This window comes from Mucilaginibacter sp. GW821-FHT07H05 (genome assembly GCF_059418485.1).
Genome location: NZ_JBWKPY010000007.1, coordinates 209,019 through 234,947 on the forward strand (window position 1 = coordinate 209,019; position 25,929 = coordinate 234,947).

At 45.9% G+C, this 25,929-nt stretch carries 17 protein-coding genes and 1 tRNA gene; 11 read left to right on the top strand and 7 right to left on the bottom strand.

Annotated features, from left to right (window positions below):
- The 4 genes from AC07M6_RS19235 (at position 1) to AC07M6_RS19250 (ending at position 9,622) form a co-directional block, all read left to right on the top strand.
- Positions 1–2,718, top strand: a complete 2,718-nt coding sequence (locus tag AC07M6_RS19235; RefSeq protein WP_494892251.1) for a DUF8487 domain-containing protein — start codon at positions 1–3, stop codon at positions 2,716–2,718.
- A gap of 80 nt (positions 2,719–2,798) precedes the next feature.
- Positions 2,799–4,151, top strand: coding sequence for a sugar porter family MFS transporter (locus AC07M6_RS19240; protein ID WP_494892253.1), 1,353 nt, complete (start codon positions 2,799–2,801; stop codon positions 4,149–4,151).
- Positions 4,152–4,172: 21 nt separating this feature from the next.
- A complete protein-coding gene (locus tag AC07M6_RS19245; protein ID WP_494892255.1) occupies positions 4,173–7,511 on the top strand; it encodes a DUF5107 domain-containing protein in 3,339 nt (1,112 codons plus the stop codon).
- 182 nt (positions 7,512–7,693) lie between these two features.
- On the top strand, positions 7,694–9,622 hold the full coding sequence (locus AC07M6_RS19250; protein ID WP_494892257.1) for a glycoside hydrolase family 2 protein: 1,929 nt from the start codon (positions 7,694–7,696) through the stop codon (positions 9,620–9,622).
- 163 nt (positions 9,623–9,785) lie between these two features.
- Here the strand turns inward: AC07M6_RS19250 and AC07M6_RS19255 are convergent, their stop codons facing one another.
- Both AC07M6_RS19255 and AC07M6_RS19260 read right to left on the bottom strand, forming a co-directional pair.
- Entirely contained in the window at positions 9,786–10,250 is a 465-nt protein-coding gene (locus tag AC07M6_RS19255; RefSeq protein WP_494892259.1) for a low affinity iron permease family protein, read from the bottom strand.
- Positions 10,247–12,460, bottom strand: a complete 2,214-nt coding sequence (locus tag AC07M6_RS19260; RefSeq protein ID WP_494892261.1) for a hypothetical protein — start codon at positions 12,458–12,460, stop codon at positions 10,247–10,249. Before AC07M6_RS19260 ends, AC07M6_RS19255 begins: the two co-directional genes overlap by 4 nt.
- A 186-nt stretch (positions 12,461–12,646) precedes the next feature.
- On the opposite strand from AC07M6_RS19260, the gene AC07M6_RS19265 reads away from it, so the two are divergent.
- Positions 12,647–12,796 (top strand): hypothetical protein, encoded by a 150-nt coding sequence (locus tag AC07M6_RS19265; RefSeq protein WP_494892263.1) that lies wholly within the window; start codon positions 12,647–12,649, stop codon positions 12,794–12,796.
- Positions 12,793–13,521 (top strand): DUF72 domain-containing protein, encoded by a 729-nt coding sequence (locus AC07M6_RS19270; RefSeq protein WP_494892265.1) that lies wholly within the window; start codon positions 12,793–12,795, stop codon positions 13,519–13,521. The genes AC07M6_RS19265 and AC07M6_RS19270 overlap by 4 nt, the downstream gene beginning before the upstream one ends.
- On the opposite strand, the gene AC07M6_RS19275 is transcribed toward AC07M6_RS19270, so the two are convergent.
- Together AC07M6_RS19275 and AC07M6_RS19280 are read right to left on the bottom strand one after the other, a co-directional pair.
- Positions 13,518–13,994, bottom strand: a complete 477-nt coding sequence (locus AC07M6_RS19275) for a CinA family protein (protein ID WP_494892267.1) — start codon at positions 13,992–13,994, stop codon at positions 13,518–13,520. The genes AC07M6_RS19270 and AC07M6_RS19275 overlap by 4 nt on opposite strands.
- Positions 13,972–15,039 carry a glycoside hydrolase family 130 protein gene (locus AC07M6_RS19280; protein ID WP_494892268.1) on the bottom strand — a complete coding sequence of 356 codons (1,068 nt, stop codon included), beginning with the start codon at positions 15,037–15,039 and terminating at the stop codon, positions 13,972–13,974. Before AC07M6_RS19280 ends, AC07M6_RS19275 begins: the two co-directional genes overlap by 23 nt.
- A gap of 79 nt (positions 15,040–15,118) precedes the next feature.
- Between AC07M6_RS19280 and AC07M6_RS19285 the strand changes: the two genes are divergently transcribed.
- A complete protein-coding gene (locus AC07M6_RS19285) occupies positions 15,119–15,964 on the top strand; it encodes an SDR family oxidoreductase (RefSeq protein ID WP_494892269.1) in 846 nt (281 codons plus the stop codon).
- A 402-nt stretch (positions 15,965–16,366) separates the two neighbouring features.
- Positions 16,367–16,804, top strand: coding sequence for an Hsp20/alpha crystallin family protein (locus AC07M6_RS19290; RefSeq protein WP_494892270.1), 438 nt, complete (start codon positions 16,367–16,369; stop codon positions 16,802–16,804).
- A 902-nt stretch (positions 16,805–17,706) separates the two neighbouring features.
- Here the strand turns inward: AC07M6_RS19290 and AC07M6_RS19295 are convergent.
- Positions 17,707–17,786: transfer RNA gene (locus AC07M6_RS19295), tRNA-Leu, on the bottom strand.
- A 25-nt stretch (positions 17,787–17,811) separates the two neighbouring features.
- Positions 17,812–18,339: a Fe-S protein assembly co-chaperone HscB gene (gene hscB / locus AC07M6_RS19300; RefSeq protein WP_494892271.1), complete on the bottom strand. Its 528-nt coding sequence runs from the start codon at positions 18,337–18,339 to the stop codon at positions 17,812–17,814.
- A gap of 160 nt (positions 18,340–18,499) precedes the next feature.
- On the opposite strand from hscB, the gene kdsA reads away from it, so the two are divergent.
- Positions 18,500–19,273, top strand: coding sequence for a 3-deoxy-8-phosphooctulonate synthase (kdsA, locus tag AC07M6_RS19305; RefSeq protein ID WP_494892273.1), 774 nt, complete (start codon positions 18,500–18,502; stop codon positions 19,271–19,273).
- A 2-nt stretch (positions 19,274–19,275) separates the two neighbouring features.
- Here the strand turns inward: kdsA and AC07M6_RS19310 are convergent, their stop codons facing one another.
- Positions 19,276–21,999 (bottom strand): TonB-dependent receptor, encoded by a 2,724-nt coding sequence (locus AC07M6_RS19310; RefSeq protein ID WP_494892274.1) that lies wholly within the window; start codon positions 21,997–21,999, stop codon positions 19,276–19,278.
- A 123-nt stretch (positions 22,000–22,122) separates the two neighbouring features.
- Here AC07M6_RS19310 and AC07M6_RS19315 point away from each other — a divergent pair, with 123 nt between their 5' ends.
- Both AC07M6_RS19315 and AC07M6_RS19320 read left to right on the top strand, forming a co-directional pair.
- Complete coding sequence (locus tag AC07M6_RS19315; protein WP_494892275.1) at positions 22,123–23,058, top strand: KpsF/GutQ family sugar-phosphate isomerase; 936 nt, start codon at positions 22,123–22,125, stop codon at positions 23,056–23,058.
- Positions 23,059–23,451: 393 nt separating this feature from the next.
- Positions 23,452–25,920 carry an SLBB domain-containing protein gene (locus tag AC07M6_RS19320; RefSeq protein ID WP_494892276.1) on the top strand — a complete coding sequence of 823 codons (2,469 nt, stop codon included), beginning with the start codon at positions 23,452–23,454 and terminating at the stop codon, positions 25,918–25,920.
- Positions 25,921–25,929 lie beyond the last annotated feature (9 nt).

The following is a 25,929-nucleotide window of genomic DNA, read 5'->3' on the forward strand; positions in this document are numbered from 1 at the left end:
ATGAAAAAAATACTGTTCTGCACCCTCGCTTTACTATCGCTCCAGGCGGCCTTCGGTCAGGTTCGACCAATGTCACTCGCCGGCCGCTGGTCATACCGGCTCGATTCACTTGATAGGGGCATACCGGAGAAATGGTATAGCCAATCGTTTAAAGACGGGATCAATTTACCCGGAACATTAGATGATGCATCAATCGGCCGGCCTGTGAAAGCAGACAGCAGCCTCACTAAGCCGGTCATGCTCCACTTATCCAGAAAGCATACTTATATCGGTGCGGCATGGTACCAGCGGACGTTCAACACGCGTGCTGCGATGACGGATGCGTTCATCTCATTAGAACGGGTGCTGTGGAGATCGGATTGCTGGATAGACGGCAACCCTGTTGGCGAACAGGAAAGCCTGATTGCGCCGCACACTTTTCATTTAGGGGTATTAAAGCCCGGTAAACATACCCTCACCATCCGGATCGACAACCGAAAGCAGCACGATATCAGCGTAAATGATTTTGCCCATGCCTACACGGATGGCACGCAGATCATCTGGAACGGCATCATTGGGAAAATACAACTGGTTGACCTGGGGGCTATCTCCATCAAAAATATCAGGACGTTTCCGTCCCTGGCCAACCGATCGGTAAAAACCTTGATCACACTGCAAGCAAAACCGGTCAATAAGATCTACGCTCGCCTTTCGCTGCTTGCCGGAACCAAAGTGATCAAAACATCCGCGCGTGTGGCAGTTTCAGCCCCCGAACAGGAAATCACTATCCAGGCCCCTAATGCAAAACCCTGGGACGAATTCCATCCCCGCCTGTATCAAATCTGCACCGAACTAACGAACGACAAGGGACAATTGCTGGATGTAAAGACCACCACATTCGGGTTCAGGGAAGTTACGGCTACCGGCAATGAACTGAAGATAAACGGGAGGCCGCTATTTCTGAGGGGCACACTGGAGTGCAATATATTCCCGCTGGAAGGCCATCCACCCATGAGTGCCGCGGGCTGGCTAAAAGTGTTCCGGGCGGCCCGGGCTTATGGTCTGAACCATCTCCGCTTTCATTCCTGGTGCCCGCCCGAGGCCGCCTTCCGGGTAGCGGACTCGCTTGGTTTTTACCTGCATGTTGAACTGCCTTTATGGGTCCCGACTGTTGGAAAGGACGCCAACACCCTAACTTACCTCGACGCAGAAGCAGATAAGATCATCGATGAGTATGGCAACCACCCGTCATTTTGTTTCTGGAGTATGGGTAACGAACTGCAAGGCGACTTTGATTGGCTTGAAAACCTGGTCAGAACGCTAAAACGGAAGGACAACCGCCATCTTTATACGACAACTACTTTCACTTTTCAAAAAGGACATGGCAAAAACCCGGAACCGGCCGACGATTTTTTTATCACCCAGTATACAGACAAAGGCTGGGTACGCGGGCAAGGTATTTTTAACACAAACGCACCCGACTTTAAGACGGATTACAGCAAAGCGCTTGCCGGGACAAATGTGCCGCTGATCATACACGAGGTTGGCCAATATTCGATTTTCCCGGACCTGACAGAGATTCCTAAATATACAGGTGTGCTGCGCCCTGATAACTTTAAAGCTGTGCGGAACGACCTGCGCAAAAAACAACTGTTGGAAATGGCGCCCAGCTATTTGAAAGCCAGTGGCGCATTAGCCGTGCAGCTTTACAAAGAAGAAATTGAAAGGGCTTTGAAAACCCGGGGTGTTGGCGGATTGCAGTTACTTGACCTGCATGATTTCCCCGGCCAGGGGACGGCGCTTGTTGGTATACTAAACGCTTTTTGGGATAGTAAAGGGTTAATACGGCCTGAAAAATTTCGCGAATTCTGCAGCCCGGTTGTCCCGCTGCTGCGCTTTGAGAAAGCAGCCTACCAAAACAACGAAGCATTTGCTGCATCTGTTGAAGTTGCCAATTTTAGTGATCAGGTGATCAATGAGGAGGTCCGCTGGTCTATTTATTCCGAAGATGGTAAAGTACAATATAAGGGTACGCTTGGTCACCGGTCAATTCCTGTCGGAAACGGAAACGACGCCGGCCGGTTCTCGGTAGATCTATCCGGGATAAGCCAGGCCACCGAGCTGACAGTTAAGGTAAGCCTGGGCAATACCAAATATCAAAATCAATGGAAAATATGGGTCTATCCGGCAGTGCTCCCTAAGGACGATAACAAGGCGGTGTTCACCGCGTCAATTGATAGCGCTATCCAACTACTGAAAGCTGGCAGGCAGGTGGTCTTTCATCCCGATACGTCTGCTATCAAAGGCATCGACGGCCGTTTTGCAACAGTTTTTTGGAGTCCGGTGCATTTCCCCAACCAGCCGGGCAGCATGGGCTTATTGATCAATAATCAAAGCAAGGCTTTGGGTGATTTTCCTACAGCTACACATTCTGACTGGCAATGGTGGGATTTGGTTACCCGTTCCAGGTCCTTACAGCTTGACCGGCTGCCAATCCGCGCGGTACCAATTGTCCGCGTGATTGACAATTTCTTTAAAAATAGAAATCTGGGCACGCTGGTGGAGTTTAGGGTGGGGGCAGGCAAGCTATTGATCTGTACCATGGACATTAGCCATCAACTGGCTGAACGCCCGGCAGCCCGGCAGTTACGGTATAGTTTAGCCAAATATGCTTCCGGTAGTGCTTTTCAACCAGTTCAGGAAATAACGGCCGATGAGCTGCGGCGGCTCATCCAATAATAATCCATGTTTTACCAAAAATTATCTATTGCGGGCCAACAGGCCGAGCTTTATTTTTAATCACATCGTAAATAGTCTTTATGTTCAATAAAATACAAGGTGATGTACAGTTCAATAATTGTTACATCCTGGGGATTTCCTTTATATCTGCCCTGGGAGGCTACCTTTTTGGGTTCGACTTTGCCGTCATTTCCGGTGCCCTGCCTTTTTTAAAGACAGCATTTCATCTTTCCAGTTGGTGGGAGGGGTTTTTAACCGGCTCGCTGGCGTTGGGTTGTATTGTGGGTTGCCTGCTGGCCGGCAAACTGGCCGATCGCTATGGCCGCAGGCCTGGGCTAATGGTGGCGGCCGCCATTTTTGCCGTATCGTCGCTGGGAATGGCGTTTGCACCCGGTTTGGCTGTTTTTGTACTGATGCGTTTTTGCGCCGGCATCGGTGTGGGTATGGCCTCTATGCTCAGTCCCATGTATATTGCAGAAATTTCGCCGGCACATATGCGTGGCCGGAATGTCGCCATTAACCAATTGACCATCGTTATCGGGATATTGATGACCAATCTGGTCAATTACCTGCTGGCCGATATGGAAAACGCCTGGCGCTGGATGTTCGGCTGCGGGGTGATCCCCTCCTTATTATTTTTGATTGGTGTGATCTTCCTGCCGGAAAGCCCAAGGTGGCTGTTAACGGTGGGTCAGAAAACCAAAGCGAAAGACATCCTGCTCAAAATCGGTTCGGCGCAATTCGCCCAAACGACGATAGAGGCTATCGAACATTCCATTCCGAAAGTGACGCAACAAAAATACGCCGCCGTATTTGCAAAAGCAGTGCGGCCGGCGGTACTTGTAGGCATCACACTGGCTGTTTTTCAGCAATTGTGCGGTATCAATGTGGTTTTCAATTACACTTCAACCATCTTCCAATCTGTTGGCGCCAGTCTTGATCACCAGTTGTTGGAAACCGTGGCGATTGGCATTGTTAACCTCCTTTTTACATTGATTGCCATGTGGCAGGTAGACCGTCTCGGCCGCCGCCCGCTGATGCTGATCGGTTCGTTGGGCCTTGCCTTATCTTATGTGGTATTGGCCTTACTGCTCAGTAATAAGGCACCCACCATCTGGATCTCGATTTTCGTATTACTGCCTATTGGTTTTTATGCAACATCACTCGCGCCGGTTACCTGGGTGCTCATTTCAGAAATATTTCCTAACCATATCCGCGGTATTGCTTCTTCGGTTGCAATCGTAGCCTTATGGACAGCCTATTTTATACTCGTTTTTACCTTTCCCATCCTCGCCGAATACCTGGGGACTTATGGTCCGTTCTACCTCTATGCGGGTATCTGCTTGTTAGGTTATCTATTTGTCAGAAACCGCGTAAAGGAAACCAAGGGGCAAACGTTGGAACAATTGGAAGATAGTTATACAGGACATTAAGCATAATATATTATTACACATATGACAGTTAAAGTTTGGCAAGAGAAGGTGATCATACCCACCTATCCGGTTGGTGAGGCAGATAAAAACCCGATGTTTTTTGAAAAACGGGTTTACCAGGGCAGCAGCGGAGTGGTTTACCCGCATCCGGTAATTGAAAAGATTGCAGATGAGAAGATCGATCAGGAATATAATGGCTTATTCCTGGAGAATAAATATCTGAAGATCATGATCCTGCCGGAGATAGGAGGGCGGGTGCAAATGGCTTATGATAAGATCGCCGACCGGCACTTCATCTATTATAACCAGGTGATTAAACCAGCGTTGGTAGGCTTGTGCGGCCCCTGGATCTCTGGCGGTATTGAATTTAACTGGCCTCAGCATCACCGCCCCAGTACTTTTGAGCCGGTAGATTACCGGATTGAAGAAAATGAGGACGGCAGTAAGACCGTATGGGTGAGCGAAGTGGAAAAGATGTTCCGTACTAAAGGGATGGCAGGTTTTACACTGCACCCGGATAAAGCCTACCTCGAGATCAAAGCGCAATTGTACAACCGCACCAATGTGCCACAAACATTTTTGTGGTGGGCCAACCCGGCTGTTAGTGTTAGTGATCATTACCAAAGCGTATTTCCACCGGATGTTAACGCGGTGTTCGATCATGGTAAACGCGATGTATCCACTTTTCCTATCGCTACCGGCACCTATTATAAAGTTGATTATTCGCCGGGTACAGACATATCACGCTACAAGAATATCCCGGTGCCTACTTCGTATATGGCAGTCAATTCCGAATATGATTTTGTGGGCGGTTATGAGCACGATACGGAAGCAGGTGTACTGCATGTGGCCGATCATCATGTTTCGCCCGGCAAAAAACAGTGGACATGGGGTAACGGTGATTTTGGCGTTGCCTGGGACCGTAACCTGACGGACGAAGACGGCCCTTACATTGAGTTGATGACCGGCATGTTTACCGATAATCAGCCGGATTTTAGCTGGCTGATGCCTTATGAAGAAAAGTCCTTCACCCAGTATTTTTTGCCTTACCGAAAGGTTGGATTGGTTAAGAATGCCAGTAAAGACATTTTATTGGGATTAGAAAAAGAGGATGGTGGCCTGAAGGTTACCGTGTTTGCCACATCACCGATTGAAGACGCCGGGATTGTACTGGCAAATGCAGAGCGTGTTATTTCGCGCTGGAAAGTGTCGTTAAGCCCGGAAGATGTGTTTACAGAAAATGTTGCAGACTTTGCTGATTCGGATCAACTGTCGCTGACCGTTTATGATCATACAGGAAAGGAACTGATATCCTATCATGAATCTAACGAACACAGAGAACTGCCGGAAGCGGCAAAACCGGCACGCGCCCCTGAACAGGTTGCCTCTGCCGAACAATTGTTTCTTACCGGGCAGCATCTTGAGCAATATCGCCATGCCACCTATAGCCCCGTACCTTATTACAAGGAAGCCCTGAAGCGGGACCCGGGAGATGTTCGGAATAACAATGCTTTAGGTCTTTGGTTGTTAAGAAAAGGTCAATTCAAGGAAGCGATTCCTTATTTTGAAAAAGCTGTTGAGACGATTACACAAAGAAATCCAAACCCCTACGATGGGGAGCCGTACTATAATTTAGGCCTGGCCTTGTCTTATACCGGCGATGATAAAAAAGCATATAGCGCCTATTTTAAATCCACCTGGAATGCGGCCTGGCAGGATGTAGCTTACTTTGCCGTGGCGCAAATCGATTTGAAAAACAGGCAATACGAGCGGGCGCTGGAGCACATTAACTGGTCGATTGACCGGAATGCCCGAAATGGCAAAGCTTATATGATTAAGGCGCGGGCCCAGCGCATGCTATCAAGGCTGCAGGCATCTATTGAAACTTGCCGCTATGCGCTGCAACGCGATGGCTTTAACCTGAGCGCCTGGTATGAACTTTATCTTGGCCTGCAGGCGGCAGCATCAACTAACGAGGCGTCGGCAGCGTTGACACAATTGAGGGAATTGAGCCGTGGCCAATCACATACGCTCATTGAATATGCAATTGACTACGCCAATGCCGGTCTTTATGATGATGCAATTCAACTACTGGCGCTGGTTGAAAACAGACTGGAGAGCGACCCGATGCTGTGCTATTACCTGGCGCAATATTACTACCTGGGCGGTAACGTTGCTAAGGCTGATGAATATCTTAAAACCGGCGCTTTAGCCAATCCGGATTATTGTTTCCCCAACAGGCTGGAAGATATTGCCGTACTGCAGTTTGCTATGAATAAAAACCCGGCAGATGCGAAAGCGCCTTATTATTTGGGTAACCTTTGGTATGATAAACGCCAGTACCAGCACGCTATCGATAACTGGCAGCGCTCGGCCGAGGCCGATGCAACCTTCCCGACAGTTTTCCGGAACCTGGCCATCGCCGCTTATAATAAACAGAGTGATCCGGCAAAAGCCCTGTTGCATTTTGAAAAGGCATTCAGCCTGAACCCGGGAGATGCACGTGTGCTGATGGAATTGGACCAGCTTTACAAAAAATTGAACTATAGCGCGCAGACCCGTCTGGAGTTCTTGACCAGGCATAGCGATGTGGCCCGGCTGCGTGATGATCTTTATTTAGAAACCATCACATTAAAAAACTTTATTGGCGAGCATGAAATGGCTTACCGGCAATTGATGGAACGGAAGTTCCATCCCTGGGAAGGCGGTGAAGGCAAAGTATCGGGGCAGTATATCTATAGCCTCACCGAACTGGCAAAAACCGATCTCCTAAATGGCAACTATACAGGTGCCATCGAAAAACTAAATGCAGCCCAGGCCTATCCTGATAATCTTGGCGAAGGCAAACTACCCGGCGCACAGGAAAATGACATTTTCTACTGGCTGGGCTGTACTTATGAAAAGCTGGGCGAAACTGAAAAAGCAAAAACTTTCTGGTCAGCCGCAACTCAAGGCTTGTCTGAACCCAGCGCTGCGGTATTCTATAACGATCAGCAACCCGACAAGATTTTTTATCAGGGCCTGGCCTGGCACAAGCTGCAACACGCCGAAACCGCTAAAACCATTTTCAATAACTTATTAAACTATGGATTAGACCATGGGCAGGACGAAGTACGGATCGACTATTTCGCGGTATCGCTGCCCGACCTGCTCATTTTTGAGGATGATTTGAACCAGCGTAACAAAATCCATTGTCGCTATATCGCGGGGCTCGGTTACCTGGGGCTGAACCAATTTGATGAAGCGCAGGCAGCGTTTGTTGAAGTACTTAAGCAAGACGCGTGTCATTTCGGTGCATTGACCCATCTAAGGCAGCTACGAGAGTTCAGCGATCAGGGTTCGGGAATCCAGACGAGTTAAAATAAAGAGTAAGATAATCCATATTTATAATCAATCCATCTATATTGAAAACTGTTATTGCCAGTATTTTTGTTTGTATTGTTATATAACCAATTTATAACCATATGCCCATATTCGTGAGTTTTAAAAGTTGCGTTAGGCAAAGACAAATCTGTTTGATCTTTTTGCTGTGTTTTGCCTGTGTGATCAGTGCGTCTGGCCAGGTGAACCGCGAAATATCATTGAATGGTTCCTGGCAGTTTCAAACTGATCCGCAAAAAAGCGGTTTACAAAACGGCTTTGCTAAAGGGCTGCCGGGCACTGCCAAAACCGTTATTGTACCTCATACCTGGAATATTCACAAAGGCCTGGAAAACTATGCCGGGCTGGCTTGGTACGGAAGGAGTTTGAAAGTTCCGGCTGCCTGGAAGGGGAAGGCGGTGTTTATCAAATTTGCAGCGGTTTACCACGACGCGGTACTTTACATTAACGGTAAACGTGTTGGCGGGCATCTGAACTCGGGTTATACAGCCTTCTCATTTGATATCTCATCGTTCCTGGCCTACGGTCAGCAAAACAAGCTGACGGTTTCCTGCGACAACAGTTTTTCGGCTACCAATCTGCCTTTCCAAACCGCTTTTGATTGGGTGAATGATGGAGGGATCATCCGCGATGTATCTGTTTACATTTGCGACCGGCCTTCCATCAAGTATGTTCATGTTATCCCCGATCTTCAATTGAAAGATAGCAGTGCAAGTATGCAGGTGGATATAAAGCTGAACGAATCTGAAATTGCCTCAACAACAATAAGCGCTAATTTAAAAGAAAAGAAGAGCGGTAAGGTTGTGTTTAGTAAAAGAGCAACGCTAACCCGGACTGGTAATACATTTCAGTTTCCCATACAACTGAAAAAAGTAACCCCCTGGCATTTCGACAACCCGTTTTTGTATGAATTGCAGGTGGCAACCTATAACGCCAAAGGTGTTGCTGATATACATACAGCAAAATTTGGCTTTAAAAAAGTAACGCTCAATGGTGAAAAACTGACCTTGAATGGTGAAGAAGTCCGCTTACCGGGCATTGAATATATGGCAGGAAGCCATCCTGCGTTCGGCTCGGCCGAACCCCGCAGGATTATGGACAGCGTTGCCCGGATGATGAAGCAGCTTAACGTGGTGATCACCCGGTTCCACTGGCAGCAAGACGATTATCTACTTGATTTAATGGATGAATACGGCATACTTGTTCAGGAAGAGATCCCGTGGTGGCAAAGGCCGGCGCAACTGACACCGGAGGTTATGGCCACTGCCAAGCAACAGCTTACCGAAATGACTGAAGCGCATTATAACCATCCCAGCATTTATGCGTGGGCGTTGAATAATGAGGTACCGTCTACTCAACAAGATAATAATCAGTTAAAAGCATTTACACGTGCCCTGGACCAAACCAGGCTCATTAATGTAGTTGGCAATAAAATGGATCTGAAACTGGCTAAGGATCCCGGATTGATGGGCGACTTGCCCGCCTGGAATGATTATGTAGGCACCTGGAACGGTAATCAGCGCGATTTGCTGCCAAAAAAACTGGATGAGATACACCGGGTGTTAAATGGCCGGCCGCTTTTTATCAGTGAGGCTGGCTTATGTGAGCCAGCATTCAGCGGCGGCGATGCGCGACGGATAGATGATATGCATTACCATATCAACGAATGGCGGAAGAAACCCTTTATTGCCGGTTTTATTTACTTCTGCCTGAACGATTACCGCACCCAAATGGGGGAGGAGGGAAAAGGTAAATTCCAGATACGCCGCCATGGAGTAACAGACATTTACTTAAAGCCCAAACCATCCTATTACACCTTTGCCCAGTTGTGCTCACCGGTCGAGATTTTAAAGGTTGTCAGGCTAAATCCATTCGACATTTCCGTTGAAATTCAGGTGAAGAACTCGATACCATCCTATACCATCAGAAATTACACACTTGAGTACCTTAATGCAGATGGCAAATTACATATTGTTCCGATTGATGAATTAAAACCAGGAGGAGCCCGGCAGTTTACCCTCACCAAAATTAACGATCGGTATTCCTTTACTATTAAAAGACCGGGCGGCACAGTAGCCACCCGTTATTGAGCAACTTACTGCGGCGGAAATGATGACTTTATTATCCGCGATTAAGCAAAGCAATACTTTTAATTAGATGCTTTTTTGCCTACGACGACTTAGTCAATGGTAATATAGTTTAGGTACTTACCTTCGCCAAATATTTTGATCAATAGTCCCATAGCTTTTCAAGTTAATGACCGGTTTGGGTTGATTTGCGGTTGCCTGACTTCCTTTTCTGGTTTTCTTCGGCAGCATCAATCGAGTGGGTACTGGTCAGGTCACTGTCCCGTTGGGCCAATTGCGATAGCCGGATATAAAATTTATATAAACGGTCCAAATCTTCCTCAGTCAGGTCCTCGATATTGACCATCCGGTTACTAGTGCCTTCGTGCGAGGCCAGCAACTCGTTCAGTTTAAGATGGATCGCCTTGGAGTCCTTGTTCTGCGATTTCTGGATCAGGAAGACCATGAGGAAGGTCACAATGGTCGTGCCCGTATTGATGATCAGTTGCCAGGTGTCTGAATACTGAAATACCGGCCCGGTAATCAGCCAGGTGACAATGACGGCGATAGCGATAAAAAATGCTGCTGAGCTGCCGGTGGCTGTCGTAGCCCAATCGGAGAAACGTTCAAAAAAATGCTTTTTCTTTTTCATATCCAGTTAATATGAATTTCACTGTCACCCGGTACCGTAAATTCCAGGTGGCCCCCTTTGGTTCTTTTTCCCTTGGCCGGTTCCTTGCTGTTATTTAATGTGAGGACAAATTCCGGCATTTTGCCCCGGTCTGTCTTGACCAGCATCAGGCGGCAACTCAAGCGGCGATCACCAGCAAGTTTAAATTTAGCGGGCCGGTGTTTTTTCGGTGAAAAGCCATAGGTCGGGTAATCGGTATAGATCATAAAAGGCTGGCCTTCTACCTGCATATAGTGCCGCGGCAGGATCCCGAAAGCATTGCCCGCGCCATAGACCTCCTGGCCGACTTCGCCGGACTTCTCCCAGCCGTCATGCATGTCTTCCAAAGCGATCCAGAGGTTTGGGTCCACCTCGCCGGTCTTGACGTCTTCTGACAACATCGCTTTTGGCAGCATAGTTGGATAATAGTACACCGCCCGTTCCACCAGGAACCGGACATATTCCGCTAATAACAGGCGTACGGACGGGAGAATTTCCTGCCCTTCGGCGTGGTGCAGGTAATCATGGAAGGCGCAGAAAACCTCCTGCTCTTCGTATACCGCTGTATAGGGCGCATCGTTTAAGGGGAACAACGCAAAAAAGGACGGGAAGTTTTTTCCGTAGCCATAGTTGCAATCCCATAAGCTGACGTTCTTGAAAATATTAGCCAGACAGAGATAACTCAGTTGTTTATAAATCTCCTTTTTCGTGATCTTATATAAGCGAAGGATGGCACCCGCCGAAAAAGCGGTATTGTTGGCCTGGTAGAATAATTCGAAACCCAAACCTTTTAATTTTTGCGCCGCCTTTTCCGCCTCCGCCAAATAGCGTTTCTCGCCGGTCAGTTCCCAGGCCTGCAGCATCACGTGCGCATATAGTCCGGGTACATCTTTTTCGCCGCCCTTGCCGGGCTGGGTTTCTGCTTTGACCACTTCCAGGGTATCCATTTTATAAAACACGGGCCAGTTATAATTAAAATGATGGGCCACCCTAATGGCAAAATCCAGGGAATCCAAAAATAGCTTTTCAGCAACTTGGTCGCCTTTGAGTGCCAGCCGTGACAGGTTCAGTAAGGGATGATTCAAGTACCAGGAATCCATGACCATCGGTTTTTTATGCTCTTCTTCCCCTTCCATGGTATCGGCCACTTTCGGGTGCCAGCGCATGATGGTGCCAAGCTCTTTATTGTAAAAAGCAGGCAGGCCGGCTTTGATCTTTTTCATCACTTCCAGTTGTGCGCTATTCCATTCCACGTAGTCCAGCAGGGGCAACAAAACAGCTAACTGGACCATGATCTCCGGCGGGGTAGCATAATCACAGACATACGCATTAAAATAAGGGTTGCCGCCCACCTGCGACCAGCAGCCCGGGCTATCCTGCAGATCGGTCAATCCTTTCTGCAGGATCTCTGGCCAGTGTTTGTAGGTGGTTGCCGGTTTAGGTAGTTGCAAATAAACTGCTGACAGCATATCCAGGTACTGCCGCACCATAGCCGGTTCATCCGAAGGTACTTCTTCCGAAAAGGTAATTAACGCATCGCTTAAGACGTAGCTTTTGCCGGATTCAAGCGGTTTGTTTTTGATGGTCGGCGGCAAAGCAAAGCCAACCTCCGGCCATTCGCCTCCAACGGTATCACCGGCAGAGGTTTCGGTGTCCTGATTATAATCAGCCAGCGCGGTCAGGTTCTGTAAGTAGAGCACGGAACCCGCTTTTGGCCGGGTGAGATTGAAATACAATTGCCCCGAACGCGTGCCGACCTGCCTGACCTGAACGTGACCCTCAGCCAGCACGTCGCTGCCCGATGCGCCCAAAGGCACAATATCCCTCGGCCAATATGGGAACAGCAGCGGCGCGGCCGTTGTCAGGGTGGTGGTTAAACGCAAAACGGGTTCGTTCTGATCATCTGGTAAGCAAACCACCGCTTCATATTCACCCATCAGGGAGGCGATACGGAATATGATGTTGCGATCTTTCTCTGTAACCTTTTTAAGCTCCAGCCAGTCATTGGGCGAATAAGCCAAACGGAAGGCGATACGGCTGCCTCTGGGCCAGGCCGCCACCAGCCAGCAGGAATCGTCAACCAAATAAACGTTAAAAGAATAGCCCGCCGCCTGCTGTTCATAAACAGGGGAAAGATCAGGACTGTTTAATTTTGAATTAGCCGTCAAAAGCCAGGCTGAGGTTGCATTCATGGTCAAAAATTTCAGGTTAAAAATGATCGCTTGCGAGCGCCGGATTGAGCGCCCTGCCAAGTGGTAAAATAAACCCTTATCAGTTAATTATTGTTTGAAATATTTCGTATAAAAAAACTTAATTAATTAAAACATAATAAAACTGCTAAAAGTTGTATACGCATTGATCACCATTAAAACTTAAAGATGATGTTCCATTATGTGAGAGACCTACAGTTTAACGCCAGTGTATCCTATGCCGACTTGCGATTTGCCGGCCTGTTGCTGGGCCAATTTGGCGGCGGGAAGTGCGAACCGGCGGCAGAAGCGACCGATAACAGCAGCGCCGGGTCATGATGGAATGGCATATCGGTTGCTCGGGGTTTCATTACCCGCACTGGAAAGGCATTTTTTACCCGGCTGAACTTCCGCAGAAAAAGTGGTTTGAATTTTACGCCGGGCAGTTTGCCACGCTGGAACTCAACGTGACCTTTTATCACTTTCCGCGTCTCGACGTGCTGCGCTCGTGGTATGGAAAGGCGCCGGCCGGCTTTCGCTTCGCGGTTAAGGCACCCCAGGCGATCACCCATTACAAACAGTTTCATGGTACAGTGGATATGCTCGGCGACTTTTACAGCACCATACGCCATGGGCTGGAAGAGAAACTGGGCCCGGTCTTATTTCAGTTCCCTCCACGTTTTCGCTACGACCCCGAAAGGCTGGCGCGCGTGCTGGAACAGCTTGACCTTAGCTTTGATAATGTGTTGGAATTCAGGCATCCGGGTTGGTGGTGTGAAGAAATTTATACCGCCTTGCGTAAGCGTGGGATATCATTCTGCGGGATGAGCCACCCGGATCTGCCCGATAAACCTGTCGTAACCGGGCCTATCGTGTATTACCGTTTTCACGGTGTTCCGCACCTGTACCACTCAAGCTATAGTGACGATTCACTTCAAGAATTTGCCGATGAACTTAAAGCAAAGGACGGCGTCAAAGAGGTCTGGTGTTATTTTAATAACGATGCTGCGGCAGCTGCCATTCCCAATGCACAACGGCTGGTAGCAATAACCACATCGGTTTAACGCAACGCATCGGTCAGCATTTCGGCGGTTGCCTCAATGGTTTGGTGAATGATATCCTCGCAGCCGCCTTCAAATACTTTACGAAAGCTGATCTCCCTGTTATTGATGAGCGCTACTACGAACATCGTGCCGACGGGCTTTTCGGGGGTTTCGCTACCGCCAGGCGTGGTGAGTCCGGTTACCGCAACCCGGATATCACACGGAATGAGCTTATCCAGCCGGTGGGCCATCTCGCGGGTAACTTCCAGTGATTCCGGGGTGAATTTGTCGATCAGTTCTTGCGGGACTTTAAGCAGATCCACTTTCAGGTCCGCATCATAACAGGCGATGCCGCCTTTCAGCACCTTCCCCGAATCATCGGTCAGCGCGAACTCCGAGCAGAGCCAACCCGCCGTCGCGCTTTCCGCGAAGGCGACGGTCAGGCCCTTTCCGGCCATCAGCTTACTGCATTCATTGATCTTCTTTTCCATCATTAACTAATTGATCCAAAATATCGGTTATTGAAAAATAAGCGCCGCAGACAAACTCATCAGCTGCGCCATAGTAAATGGTCAGGCGGTCGCCATCAACTACATGCCCGTTGGTAAAAACCACATAGCCAAAAAAACCGCTCAACTCATAAGGCTCGGTAGGTACCATGATAGGATCTTTTGTCCGGCCAATAACTTTTGACGGATCATGAATATCCATTAAAAAAGCGCCCAGGCAATAACGGTGTTCCGCATCTGCACCGTGGTATATCTCCAGCCAGCCCTTGTCTGTCCGTATGGGAGCCGCGCCCGCGCCAACCCGGGCGCTATCCCACATGCCCGGCCGGGATTTGATCAGGCATTGGTGGTTTCCCCACTGCCGGGTATCAGACGATTCTGCCAGCCAGATATAGTTGCCGCCAATTTCTTTGCTGCTCGGGCGGTGCAGACAATAATATTTATCGTTGATCTTTTCGTCGAAGATGGCACAGTCTTTATTATGTGGCGGCAATATCATCCCGCCATTTTCAAAATGCTGCCAGTCGGTGGTCGTTAGCATTCCAACGCCTACTCCGCTGTCTGAAACCGCCGTATAGGTCAGGTAATAAACCTCATCAATTTGCGTCACCCGGCAATCTTCGATCCCGAAACGCTCCAGGTAACCTTTGCCAAAAAGCGGGGGGTAACCCTGCTGCTCGGTAAAATGCATGCCATCCTCGCTGGCGAGTAAACGCAGGTGTGACACGGTTGTCAGGTAATCCAGTCCTTTATAGCTAACCACCCGTGCATCGGTGGCGATCAGGTCCGGGTCGTTCAATGGCACTTCAATGATCTCGGTATTGCCTGTGGCATTTAGTGCCGGGAAAAAGATCACACCCTCTTTTTGCGAAACGCCTTCCGCGACCCTGACCAATAGCCAGGTCTTGTTTTGATAACGGAATACACCAGGGTTAAGCAAACTGATGATCTGCAAACCATCGCCGCTTGGTTTGAGGTCCCTGGGTAATAATAACGGGTTTTCCGGGAAGCGCCGGGCAAGATCTTTCATAGTTTTATTTGAACACCAAAGACTGCCTGCTGTTTTAAAAATGGTAAAACCATCCGTCACAGACATCCGTTTATAGCATATGGCAACGACACCAAAAAAACAAAACAGGCAACCGGGTTTGGAAGCAAAGATGAAGCCGGCACCGGAATATATCAAAGCAAATTATAAAGGTTCAGGGAAATTGGCGAACAAGGTCGCCCTGATCACCGGCGGCGATAGCGGCATCGGCCGCGCGGTCAGCGTCCATTTCGCCCGGGAAGGTGCGGATATTGTAGTTGTTTATTTCGATGAGGATATCGATGCGGAGGAAACGAAAAAGCTGGTAGAAGCCGAAGGAAAAAAATGTTTGTTATTGAAAGGTGATGTCAAGAAAAGCAGCTTCTGCAAAAAGGCCGTGCAGCAAACGGTCAAAAAACTCGGCAAGCTCAATATACTCGTCAACAACGCCGGGATGCAGGTGCCGCAAAAAGACCCGAAGGCCATTGATGAAAAACAATTGGAGGATACTTTCCGTACCAACATTTTCGCCTATTTTCATTTCGCCAATAAGGCGCTGGAATATATGCATGCCGGGGATAGCATCATTAATACAACCTCTGTAACTGCGTACCGCTCTTCACCCAACCTGGTGGATTATTCCTCCACAAAAGGCGCGATCACTTCATTTACCCGCTCGCTGGCAACCAATATCGTCGAGAAAAAGATCCGGGTCAACGCGGTAGCGCCCGGCCCGGTCTGGACGCCGCTGATCGTTTCCACTTTTGACCAGGAGAAAATCAAAACCTTTGGCTCGGAAACCGCGATGAAACGGGCTGGGCAACCTTCGGAACTGGCACCGGCGTATGTGTTCCTGGCTTCGGACGACGCTTCATTTATCACCGGGCAGGTCATTCATGTAAACGGAGGCGAAGTGGTCAATGGTTAACTATTATGCCTTTACCCGCGGCCTGGTACTACCGGTGCCACCCACCGAAATTTAAAGAACGCAGCAGGCTTTGTTATTACGCCTCGTTAACGGTGCGTTACCACTCGGGCAAGTTGTATAGTTATTTACAGATGCCCGAAAAGTTTTTGGGGAAATGCGTTCCACCATGGTTAAGGACATTTGGTTGAACCGCCGTATTAAGGGTAAACATCCCTTTGAGGAGGTTACGCCGGGACTCAGGCAAACCAAACTGTTTCGGATGCACTGAAAATTTGACACCGGCGCTGAAATTTTTTCATTCGGAACTGCAAAAATTTCATTCCGCGCGTATTGGCACAGGGCTTGTTGTAGATTGGATAGTTTAATTAATTTATTGTTCATTTATTTAAAAAGTAAAAGGCCATGACCTTAGTTAAATTCAACAACAATCGTAACAACACATTATTGCCAGGCTTTAATGATGTTTTCGAATCGATCTTTAATGATACCTTTTTCAATGACCGCATGGTGACCCGCGTACCCGCTGTCAACATTAGCGAAAGCGAAAATAACTATCATGTAGAGCTGGCTGCGCCGGGATTGAAGAAGGAAGATTTCAAGCTGAACCTGGAACGTAACCAGCTGACCATTTCGGTGGAAACTGCTTCGGATCAGCAGGACAACCAGAAGAATTATAACAAGCGCGAATACAGCTATAGTTCTTTCGTGCGTTCGTTCACCCTTCCGGAAAGTGCCGACGACAGCCAGATCGACGCCTCCTATACCGATGGTATCCTGCGCATTAATATTGCTAAACGCGAAGAGGCTAAAGTGGCACGCCGCCAGATCGAGATTAAATAAGTAGTATTAGTTTTTATCCAAAGGGCTCCTGCAAAGCAGGAGCCCTTTGTTTTTATGGGAACTATGAAAACACAGTTTTATATTTTGCTGAGCCTGAAAACCCTGAAAGGGTTTGAGGATTATGGCCAGTATTTATTGGGGACCGCGAGGCCGCTTCGTTCTTATTTGCTCAGATGAAAGGCTGTAAGGTCAAGTCCTGGGGAAGTGCTTTTTACGCATAAAAACTAATGTTAGCCCTGATGAGAGCCACGATTCTGTCACGAATTTAAAAATACGCGCTTTTTAGCGTTTTTGATAAACTTTACTAACTCTTCAATAAACGACAATTACGTTGGAAATTTAATCTGAGGCAACGGTAAAAGCGCTTGTTAATATCAATTCGAGACAATTCGACAAACGAATGAATTCAAGATGCGACGAGTTGTCTTTAGTTTTACATCATTATAAACCAGTATTAACCCTACTGCAAGTTTTACGGGCGAATTAGTCTTTAAAGTTTTGCGGGGCGATTTTCGCCGGGTAAATGATCATCTGCCGATAAAGACGGAACTGACACAACGGAATCGTTCGATCATGGGTGAAATATGATCAAAACTTCCCGGCCAAGGCTAAATTAACTTGATCGGCAAATTGCTTTAAACAGTCGGTTCAAAATTTCCCGCTATAAGGTCAAAAAATTAGTATGAGAGAAACTAAAGATTTTTTTAAAATCATAAATCACTGTAAATCAATTGGTAGTAAAATTCAGAAATCAAATATCTTAAAATTTTTAGTTTTCAACTATCTGATTAACAGGTAGTTGAAAAGTGTAAAAAAAACAAAAAGAACTTAAAATATGCCTTTTTTGTGATTTCTATAAAAGATAAAGCCCTAACAATCTGATTGTTAGGGCTTTTAAGGCGTACCCAGCGCCGGAGTCGAACCGGCACGGTTTCCCACAGGTGTTTGAGACCAGCGCGTCTACCAATTCCGCCAGCTGGGCATTTTTGTGTGAACAAGTCTTTTGTTCAGAAGCGGGCTGCAAATGTATCTAAACTCTCTTTAATCCGCAACAAATATTTCAATCTGTAATAAATATCCGTGATCTTATTTAGCCTGTCTTCCTTAGCCGTATCGCTTAAGGTTTCATAATCAGTGGTTAAGGTATCCAGGTTGTTTTGCAGGTCGCTTTCAACAGCCAGCGCTTCGGCAGTAATATCGGCTAATTGCTCCGCGTTTTCAACTTCCATCAGCCGTTCGTTCATATCCATCATCTCCATTAAAAAATCGGCAGGTAGTTGTGGTTTGGCGCCTTCGGCAATCAAATCGTGGCTACGCAGGATATAATCTAAGCGTTTGGCCGGGTCGCTTAGCGTGTGGTAAGCATTATTATTCAGCGTGGATAGCTCCAGGATCTCCTGCTGACGCTCGTCGCTTTCGTTGACGTAAAAATCAGGATGATATTCCTTACTTAGGCGGTAAAACTGTTTTTTCAACAGGGCCTGGTCGGGGTTGAAGGATTCGGGGATATCGTAAAATTCAAAATAATTGATCATGATAGACAAAAGTATAAGATAAGATACGAATTGCACGAATTGAATTAACACCAATTACACTTATAGATCGAATTAACACCAATTCAATTCGAGAAAAAATCACGTACGTTTCGTGAAATTCGTGTTTATAATCTCATCTTTGCCCTATAACCAACAGCGTATGTTATTTGATCAGATCCGGCAGAAGCCGTTTTTTATATTAGGCCCGTGTGTAATGGAGAACCAGGAACTTTTATTCCAGGTTGCCGAAGTGGTGGCCGAAATGGGGCAGAAGTTTAATGTACCGGTGATATTTAAATCATCGTTTGATAAGGCTAACCGTACCTCTATCCACTCGTACCGGGGGCCGGGTATAGAAAAAGGGATGGAGATGCTGCAAAAGGTAAAAGACCGCTTTAACTTACCACTAACAACCGATATACATGAACCCGCCCAGGCCGCCATTGCAGCACAAGTGGTTGATATATTACAGATCCCTGCTTTTTTATGCCGCCAAACTGATCTGCTGGTAGCTGCCGCACAAACAGGGAAGATAGTTAACGTTAAAAAGGCGCAGTTTTTATCCGGACAGGATATGTTTTACCCGGCTCAAAAAGTGGTTGAAGCCGGCAATACACAGGTGATATTAACCGAACGTGGTAATATGTATGGCTATAATAACCTGGCTGTAGATTTCAGGAATATTTACGATATGAAAGCCTTTGGTTACCCCGTTTGCATGGATTGCACCCACTCGGTACAACGCCCGGGCGGTGCAGGCGGCAAAACCGGCGGCGACCGTACCTTTGTACCGATGATGGCATTAGCCGCCAAAGCATTTGGCGCCGATGGTTATTTTATGGAAATACACCCCGACCCGGATAACGCCCTGAGCGATGGGCCAAATATGGTAAAACTGCATGATCTGGAAAAGGTAATGCAATCCTTATTGTAAGCCTATTTTACCCCGTAAGTAACCGTTTTACGGATCAGTTTGCCTTTTGTATCCAGGCCCTCTAAAGTAACTTTACAGGTGCCCGTATCATCCGCGTTAAAATAGGTGATGGAGGCTTTACCCTGCGCATCAGTTACAATATCCGGGTTCCAGTATATGGTCGATCGCAGGTCGGCCATTTTTGTTTGACCGGACGGGGTATCATAAGCGGGCGAATAAAATTTACGGGTAAGCGAATAGCCCTGAGGGATATCATGTACTACATTAAACGCGTTTGAAATGCTGCCAAAGCCAGTTCCTCTTTTGGTAGTTATAATAATAACACCCCATGCTCCTTTGTCGCCGTAGATGGCTGTATTTGATCCGGATGTTAAAAGTTCAATGCCGGCTACGTCTGATGGAGGGATATCTTTAAGATAGTCGGGCTCAATTGTCATCCCGTCTAAAACAACCATCATAGGTACTCCCTGTGGGCGGGTTATTGATGTAATACGCCCTATACGATAAACCTTGTTCGATTTTATTTCGATACCCGGCAAACCGTAAAAAGCGTTTAGTAAATTTGTTTGCGTACTTAACTTATCCGGTTTAATAACCTGGTCGGCTGAACCGGGGCTCAGGTTTGATGAATTAGGAATAATACGATCGGCAAAATAATTTTTTTTGCCTACTATTTTCACCTCCTTCAATGCAATGCTATTGTTAAACAAACCAAACTTACTCATTTCCTCAAAGCGGGTTTGTGTAAATTTTAAATAATCGTTTAAGCTCATATCACTAATTACATCCGAGGCATCAAAAGGTGTGCTGAACGGAATATGTGGCTTTTTATCTATCGTGGTTTTAACTATGGTTCGGTTTTTGGCATTGCTTGCCCTTACAACCAGCTTGGTGCTATCCGAAAAATTCAGGTCATCAAATACAAAATGCCCGTTTTCGTCGGCCACGGTATCAATTAGTATAGGGCCGTTAACAGTTGAGGCAAACAAGGTAACCTTACCCTTACTTACGGGTTTATTGCCGAGTGTAGTGACGTTTCCGCTTACGGATAAACTTTGTTCGGGCTTGTATTTAATAAGCGGGTATTTATTAGCCTGCAGGCCGGCCCAGGTAAAGCGGCGCCAGCCCTGGGTAAGCAGTAATTGGTCAAGGTGTTTTTGCCTGGCGGTATTGATCGGGTTAAAGTAGTAATTAGGCTGCTCTATATAACCTTTAATATCTGATGTTAACAGTAGATTGGATAGTATCGTATTTTCATTATCCTCGGCCAGGTTTACCTTGGTTTGATCGGTTACCGCTACAGAGAAACTGCCAATTACCGGCTCGTTATAAGCATCGGTTACAGTAATATCCATTTTTACCTGGCTACGTTTAGTGTATGTTTCCTTGTTTGGTTTTATTTCAGCGCTAAGCTGATCGTTATGGTCGATAAATATTAGCCGCTCGGCAACCGGAACATAATCGGGCGAGAATAAGGTGAACTGTATAATACCCGTTGGGATTTTTTTTGCCGATATGTAGCTTACATTGGATGCTTTATCTAATTTGGTTTTGGCCACAAACTGTACAATGCCGTTGCATTGGGCTATAATAATAGCTTCTTTTCCGTTTATCAAAGCCGGGCTTGCCGCCACCCTTACCGATAAACTATCCTTACCTATATGATTAATGTTTAATACGTAACCATCGGCATCAGCTTTAGGCAGGGCATAACGCCTTTCAGACCCGTCTTCGTGCGTAATAACGGCAGTGTACGTTTTGCCTGTTAATGGTTGCAAAGCAAAAATACCCATCCCCGCATGTTCCGATTTAAACTCGGCCACATGTTCGTTATTTTCGTCAGCCACATAGCCGGTAACGCTTTCGCCAAGTCCGTTTGGTTTTAAGGCTTTAAAGCCAACTTTGGTGCGGATGTTATTAACCAGTTTGCCACCTTCGGGGAAGAATTGCACATCGGCTACAGCCGCCAATGGCCTGATCACAAAATCCTGAGATATGGTTTGATTATTCAGGGATTTTATGGTTGTAGTAATAACGATGCCGGCATTTTTATAATCATCTTTTACTAATGCCTGGATACTGATCTTACCATCGCTGTTTGTTTGGGCTTTACCATCGGCAATGGTTTTTCCTTTAGCTTTTATTACATAGCTTACCGGCTGACCGGCAAATGGCCTGCTGCTGTCATTGCTATAAGTAATGTCGGTGGTTAGCTGCTTGCCTGCACTTGCAGAACTGGCCCTATATTGCATGCTTCCTGTAACCGAGCCCCGCAAGGCGTTTACAATAGGGATGTCTTTTTTAAAGAAATAATCACTCCCAAAATTGATCATCCATTTGGTGTAGGCATAAATATGGTATTTGCCTGCTGTTAATATAGAATCACTCAGGTGTATATCACCGCTGGCCATGCCATTTACCAATGGTAGCAGCAATGTTTTCCTAACCGAATCGCGGTCATCCATCAGGTCAACATATAATATTTTGCTTTGCGTTGATAAAAAATTCCTTTCGGCATTAACCACATAGGCTTTAAACCACATATCCTCGCCAAGGCTGTAATAAGGCTTATCAAAGTGCAGGTGCACTTTTTCCTGCGGGTTTTCTGTGGTCAGCTTTTCCAACCGGGCCAGCAGGCTATCCAGTGGATCATCGCTGTACGTAAAGCCCAGTATGGTTAATGATAAAAAAACAGCTGAGGATATAATTAATAATAGTTTTTTCATTGTGCAGGTATTCAGGTAATCATGTTCCAAATTAAGTTATTTACAGCCAATACAAAAACTTTTATACTGCAAATACCCGTTATGTTCATAATTATACAGATTTTTGGCGGATAAATAACAGGTATGAAAGACATTGCCAGGCGGGTATTTGAAACAGAAATTGAGTCGTTACAACATGTGGCCAATTCCATAAACGATGAGTTTACCAGTGTTATACAAGCCATATTTAATTCACCCGGCAAATTAATAATCGCCGGCGTAGGTAAATCGGGTATTATCGGGCAAAAAATAGCCGCTACTTTAACAAGTACGGGTACACCAAGCTATTTTTTACATCCGGGCGAGGCATTCCATGGCGATTTAGGTATGGTAGGCCGGCGCGATCCTGTAATACTGATCTCCTATTCGGGCGAAACAGACGAGGTGCTGCAAATTATCCCCTTTTTAAAATGGAACGAAAATGTGATCATCAGCATTACGGGCAATCCTTTATCAACGCTGGCAAAAAATAGCAGGCATCATTTAAATATCAATATTTTGCACGAAGCCTGCCCGCTTAAACTGGCGCCAACATCATCAACCACAGCAGCGTTGGTAATGGGCGATGCAATAGCGGTGGCATTAATGGAAGCCAGGCAGTTTCAGCACGAAGATTTTGCACGTTTTCATCCGGGCGGCAGCCTTGGGCGCAAGCTATTGGTTAAAATTAAAGATATGATGCGTACAGATAATTTACCTTTTATTGATGAAGGGGCATCGTTTACCGAATTGCTGTTGCGGATGTCTGAAGGGCGTTTAGGCCTGGTGATGGTAGGGGACGCCACTTCTATAAAAGGAATTATTACCGATGGCGACCTGAGGCGGGCGCTTTTAAAAAGTAATGATATTACCAATATGCAAATTGCCGAAATGATGACCGCCACCCCGGTTATTATAGATGCCGACGAATATATTAACCAGGCCGAGCAGGTGATGATGGAGAAAAAAATCACTACCCTATTGGTTGGTTCGGCCAAACAAAAAATAATAACTGGTGTTTACCAAATTTATAATGGGTAGTTATCATTTACTTTAATAATTTGAATTGACCTTTAAAAATAAGCCTATATTTGCCCACTGTTAAAATAAACAGCCTAAATGCCTGATCCTATATCTATCCTCTTAAATATTATTTTTCAAACTCCTGTAAATCTTACTATTGCTGTAATCGGTCTCGGCTATGTCATTATAGTGGCGGTAGCCCATCAGCGGTTTTTTGATTTGCGCTATGTGAATTTCAAAAGGAACGGTCAATCTGTTATATACGATTTAAAAGGAATGTGGAGTTATAACTTAGTTTACGGGCGGTTATGGTTATAGTATTGAGCATTAATTTACTTAATATTGCAAAACTAATATGAATTTAATTTGTAGTTGGAAACTGTAAAAGCCGCTACGGTATTTTTATGATATATGAAGTGTTTTAAAATCCTGTTTTCTCTATTGATATTCTCTGTAAGTATTGTTGCTTATTCAACGGTCGCAGCTCAAAATATCCCAGCCGGTACAACCGTTGATCAATATTCTGATGCGCAGCTTAAACAAGTGCTACAGCAAGCCCAGGCACAAGGATTAAGTGACGCGCAAGTTGTACAACAGGCGCAAGCGAGGGGCTTATCTGCAGATCAGGCAGCACGTTTGCGTGAGCGTATAAATAATATCCGTAAAACCCAAGGTAGCGGCACTGCTGCCGGCGATACCAGTCAAAACACCCCAAGGCGGTTAAATTATCAGCCTGATACATTAAATAAAACTAAACCTAACGCAGATGTATTTGAAGGATTGAAGCCTAAAATATTTGGAGCCGATCTGTTTAGAAATGGAAGCATATCCTCCACACCTAATTTAAGACTGGCAACCCCATTAAATTATATACTTGGCCCAGATGATCAAATAGTTATCAGCGTATATGGCAATTCATTAGCTAACTGGAAACTTAATGTATCGCCCGAAGGCAATATTACTATTCCTGGGGTTGGCCCGTTAAATGTAGCCGGCAAAACGGTTGAGCAGGCAACAACAAGTATTAAGGCTAAACTTACCGCTAATAATTATGCCATTGGAAGAGGTACAAGTGTAAACGTTACGTTGGGCGATATCCGTACAATTAAAGTACGGGTGGTTGGCGAAGTTGTTAGGCCTAATACCTATAGTGTGCCGTCATTGGCCACGGTGTTTGACGCTTTATATGCATCCGGTGGGCCAAGCGATAATGGCACTTTCCGTCAGATAGAGATTATTAGGAATGGCAGGATTTTTAGGCATCTTGATGTTTACGATTTTTTAGTTAGCGGCAGCCAAAAAGACAATATCGGCCTCCAGGACCAGGATATTATACGTGTACCAACCTATCGTACCCGTGTAGAATTGGCTGGTGAAGTAAAAATACCTGCCATATTTGAAACACTGCCCGGTGAAACCTTACAGGATATATTAAAATTTGCGGGCGGCTTTACCGAAAAGGCCTATACCGAACAAATTAAAGCGGTACAGATTAGTAACCAGCAATACAAGATTATAGATATACTTGAAAACGATTATAAAAACTATGTTCCTTTACGCGGCGATAAGTATATCGTTCAGCGTGTACTGGATAGGTTTGAAAACCGTGTAACCATTAACGGCGCGGTTTTTCGCCCGGGCGAATTTGAACTGGAAAAAGGGCTTACACTATCGCAATTGATACAAAAAGCAGCTGGTTTAAAAGAAGATGCGTTTACCGGACAGGGAAGTATAACCAGGTTAAAGCCGGATAATACAACCGAGATCATATCATTTGATGTACTTGGTGTAACTAATAAAACCGCCCCCGATATTGTTTTACAACGTGAGGATGTGGTTAGCATTGCATCAATTTTTGATTTAAGGGATAAATATACAGTTTCTATACAAGGTGAGGTAAGAAACCCAGGTCTGTTTCCCTATGCAGAAAAAATGAATGTTCAGGACCTGATTATTAAAGCAGGCGGATTTACCGAAGGTGCCAGTGCTGAACGTATAGAAGTAGCCAGGCGTATCAACAATAGCGACCCTCTATCTAATAACAGTTCTGTTTCAAAAGTATTTAGTATTAATGTAGACCGCAATTTAAAGCTTGCAGACGTAAGATTTGAATTGAAGCCATATGATGTGGTTTCAATATACACTTTACCGGGATATGAGCCGCAAAAAACAGTTAAACTGGAAGGTGAAGTTGTTTACCCCGGTCCTTATGCTATCCAAAAAAAGAACGAAAAGATATCTGATATCATTGAACGCGCAGGCGGGTTAACGGCATCAGCAGATGTGGACGGTGGTACGCTAAAACGAACTAATATAGCAATTTTGGGTGTTGATAAGAACAAAGTGGATACGACCGGTATTGCTAAGGAACGCGTTGACCGCTTAAAAAGATTACAGCAGACATATAAGGGAACAACTAACATAGATAGTATACAATTCAGAAATGATTACGTGGGGATAGATCTGAAAAGGATTATTGAAAAGCCCGGCACTAGCTCTGATTTGATATTAGAAGATGGTGATATTTTGCGTATACCCAAGCAACAACAAATAGTACGTGTTAATGGACAGGTGTTGTATCCCAGCGCGGTTGTTTATGAAAAAGGGAAGAGTTTTTCAAGTTATGTATCTAATGCTGGCGGATTTTCGCCCAAGGCTTTAAAAAGAGGAGCTTATGTGGTATATCCCAACGGTACTGTAAAAGCCACTCATAAGTTTTTATTCTTTAACAGCCACCCAAGTGTTAAACCCGGTAGTGAAATATATGTACCGGTAAAACCCGAAAAGAAAGGTTTGGGTGCAACAGAAATTGTTGGCTTAACTACAGGGCTTGCTTCATTAGGAGCTATTATTTTAGGTATAATAAGCCTCCGTAAATAATAAAATATC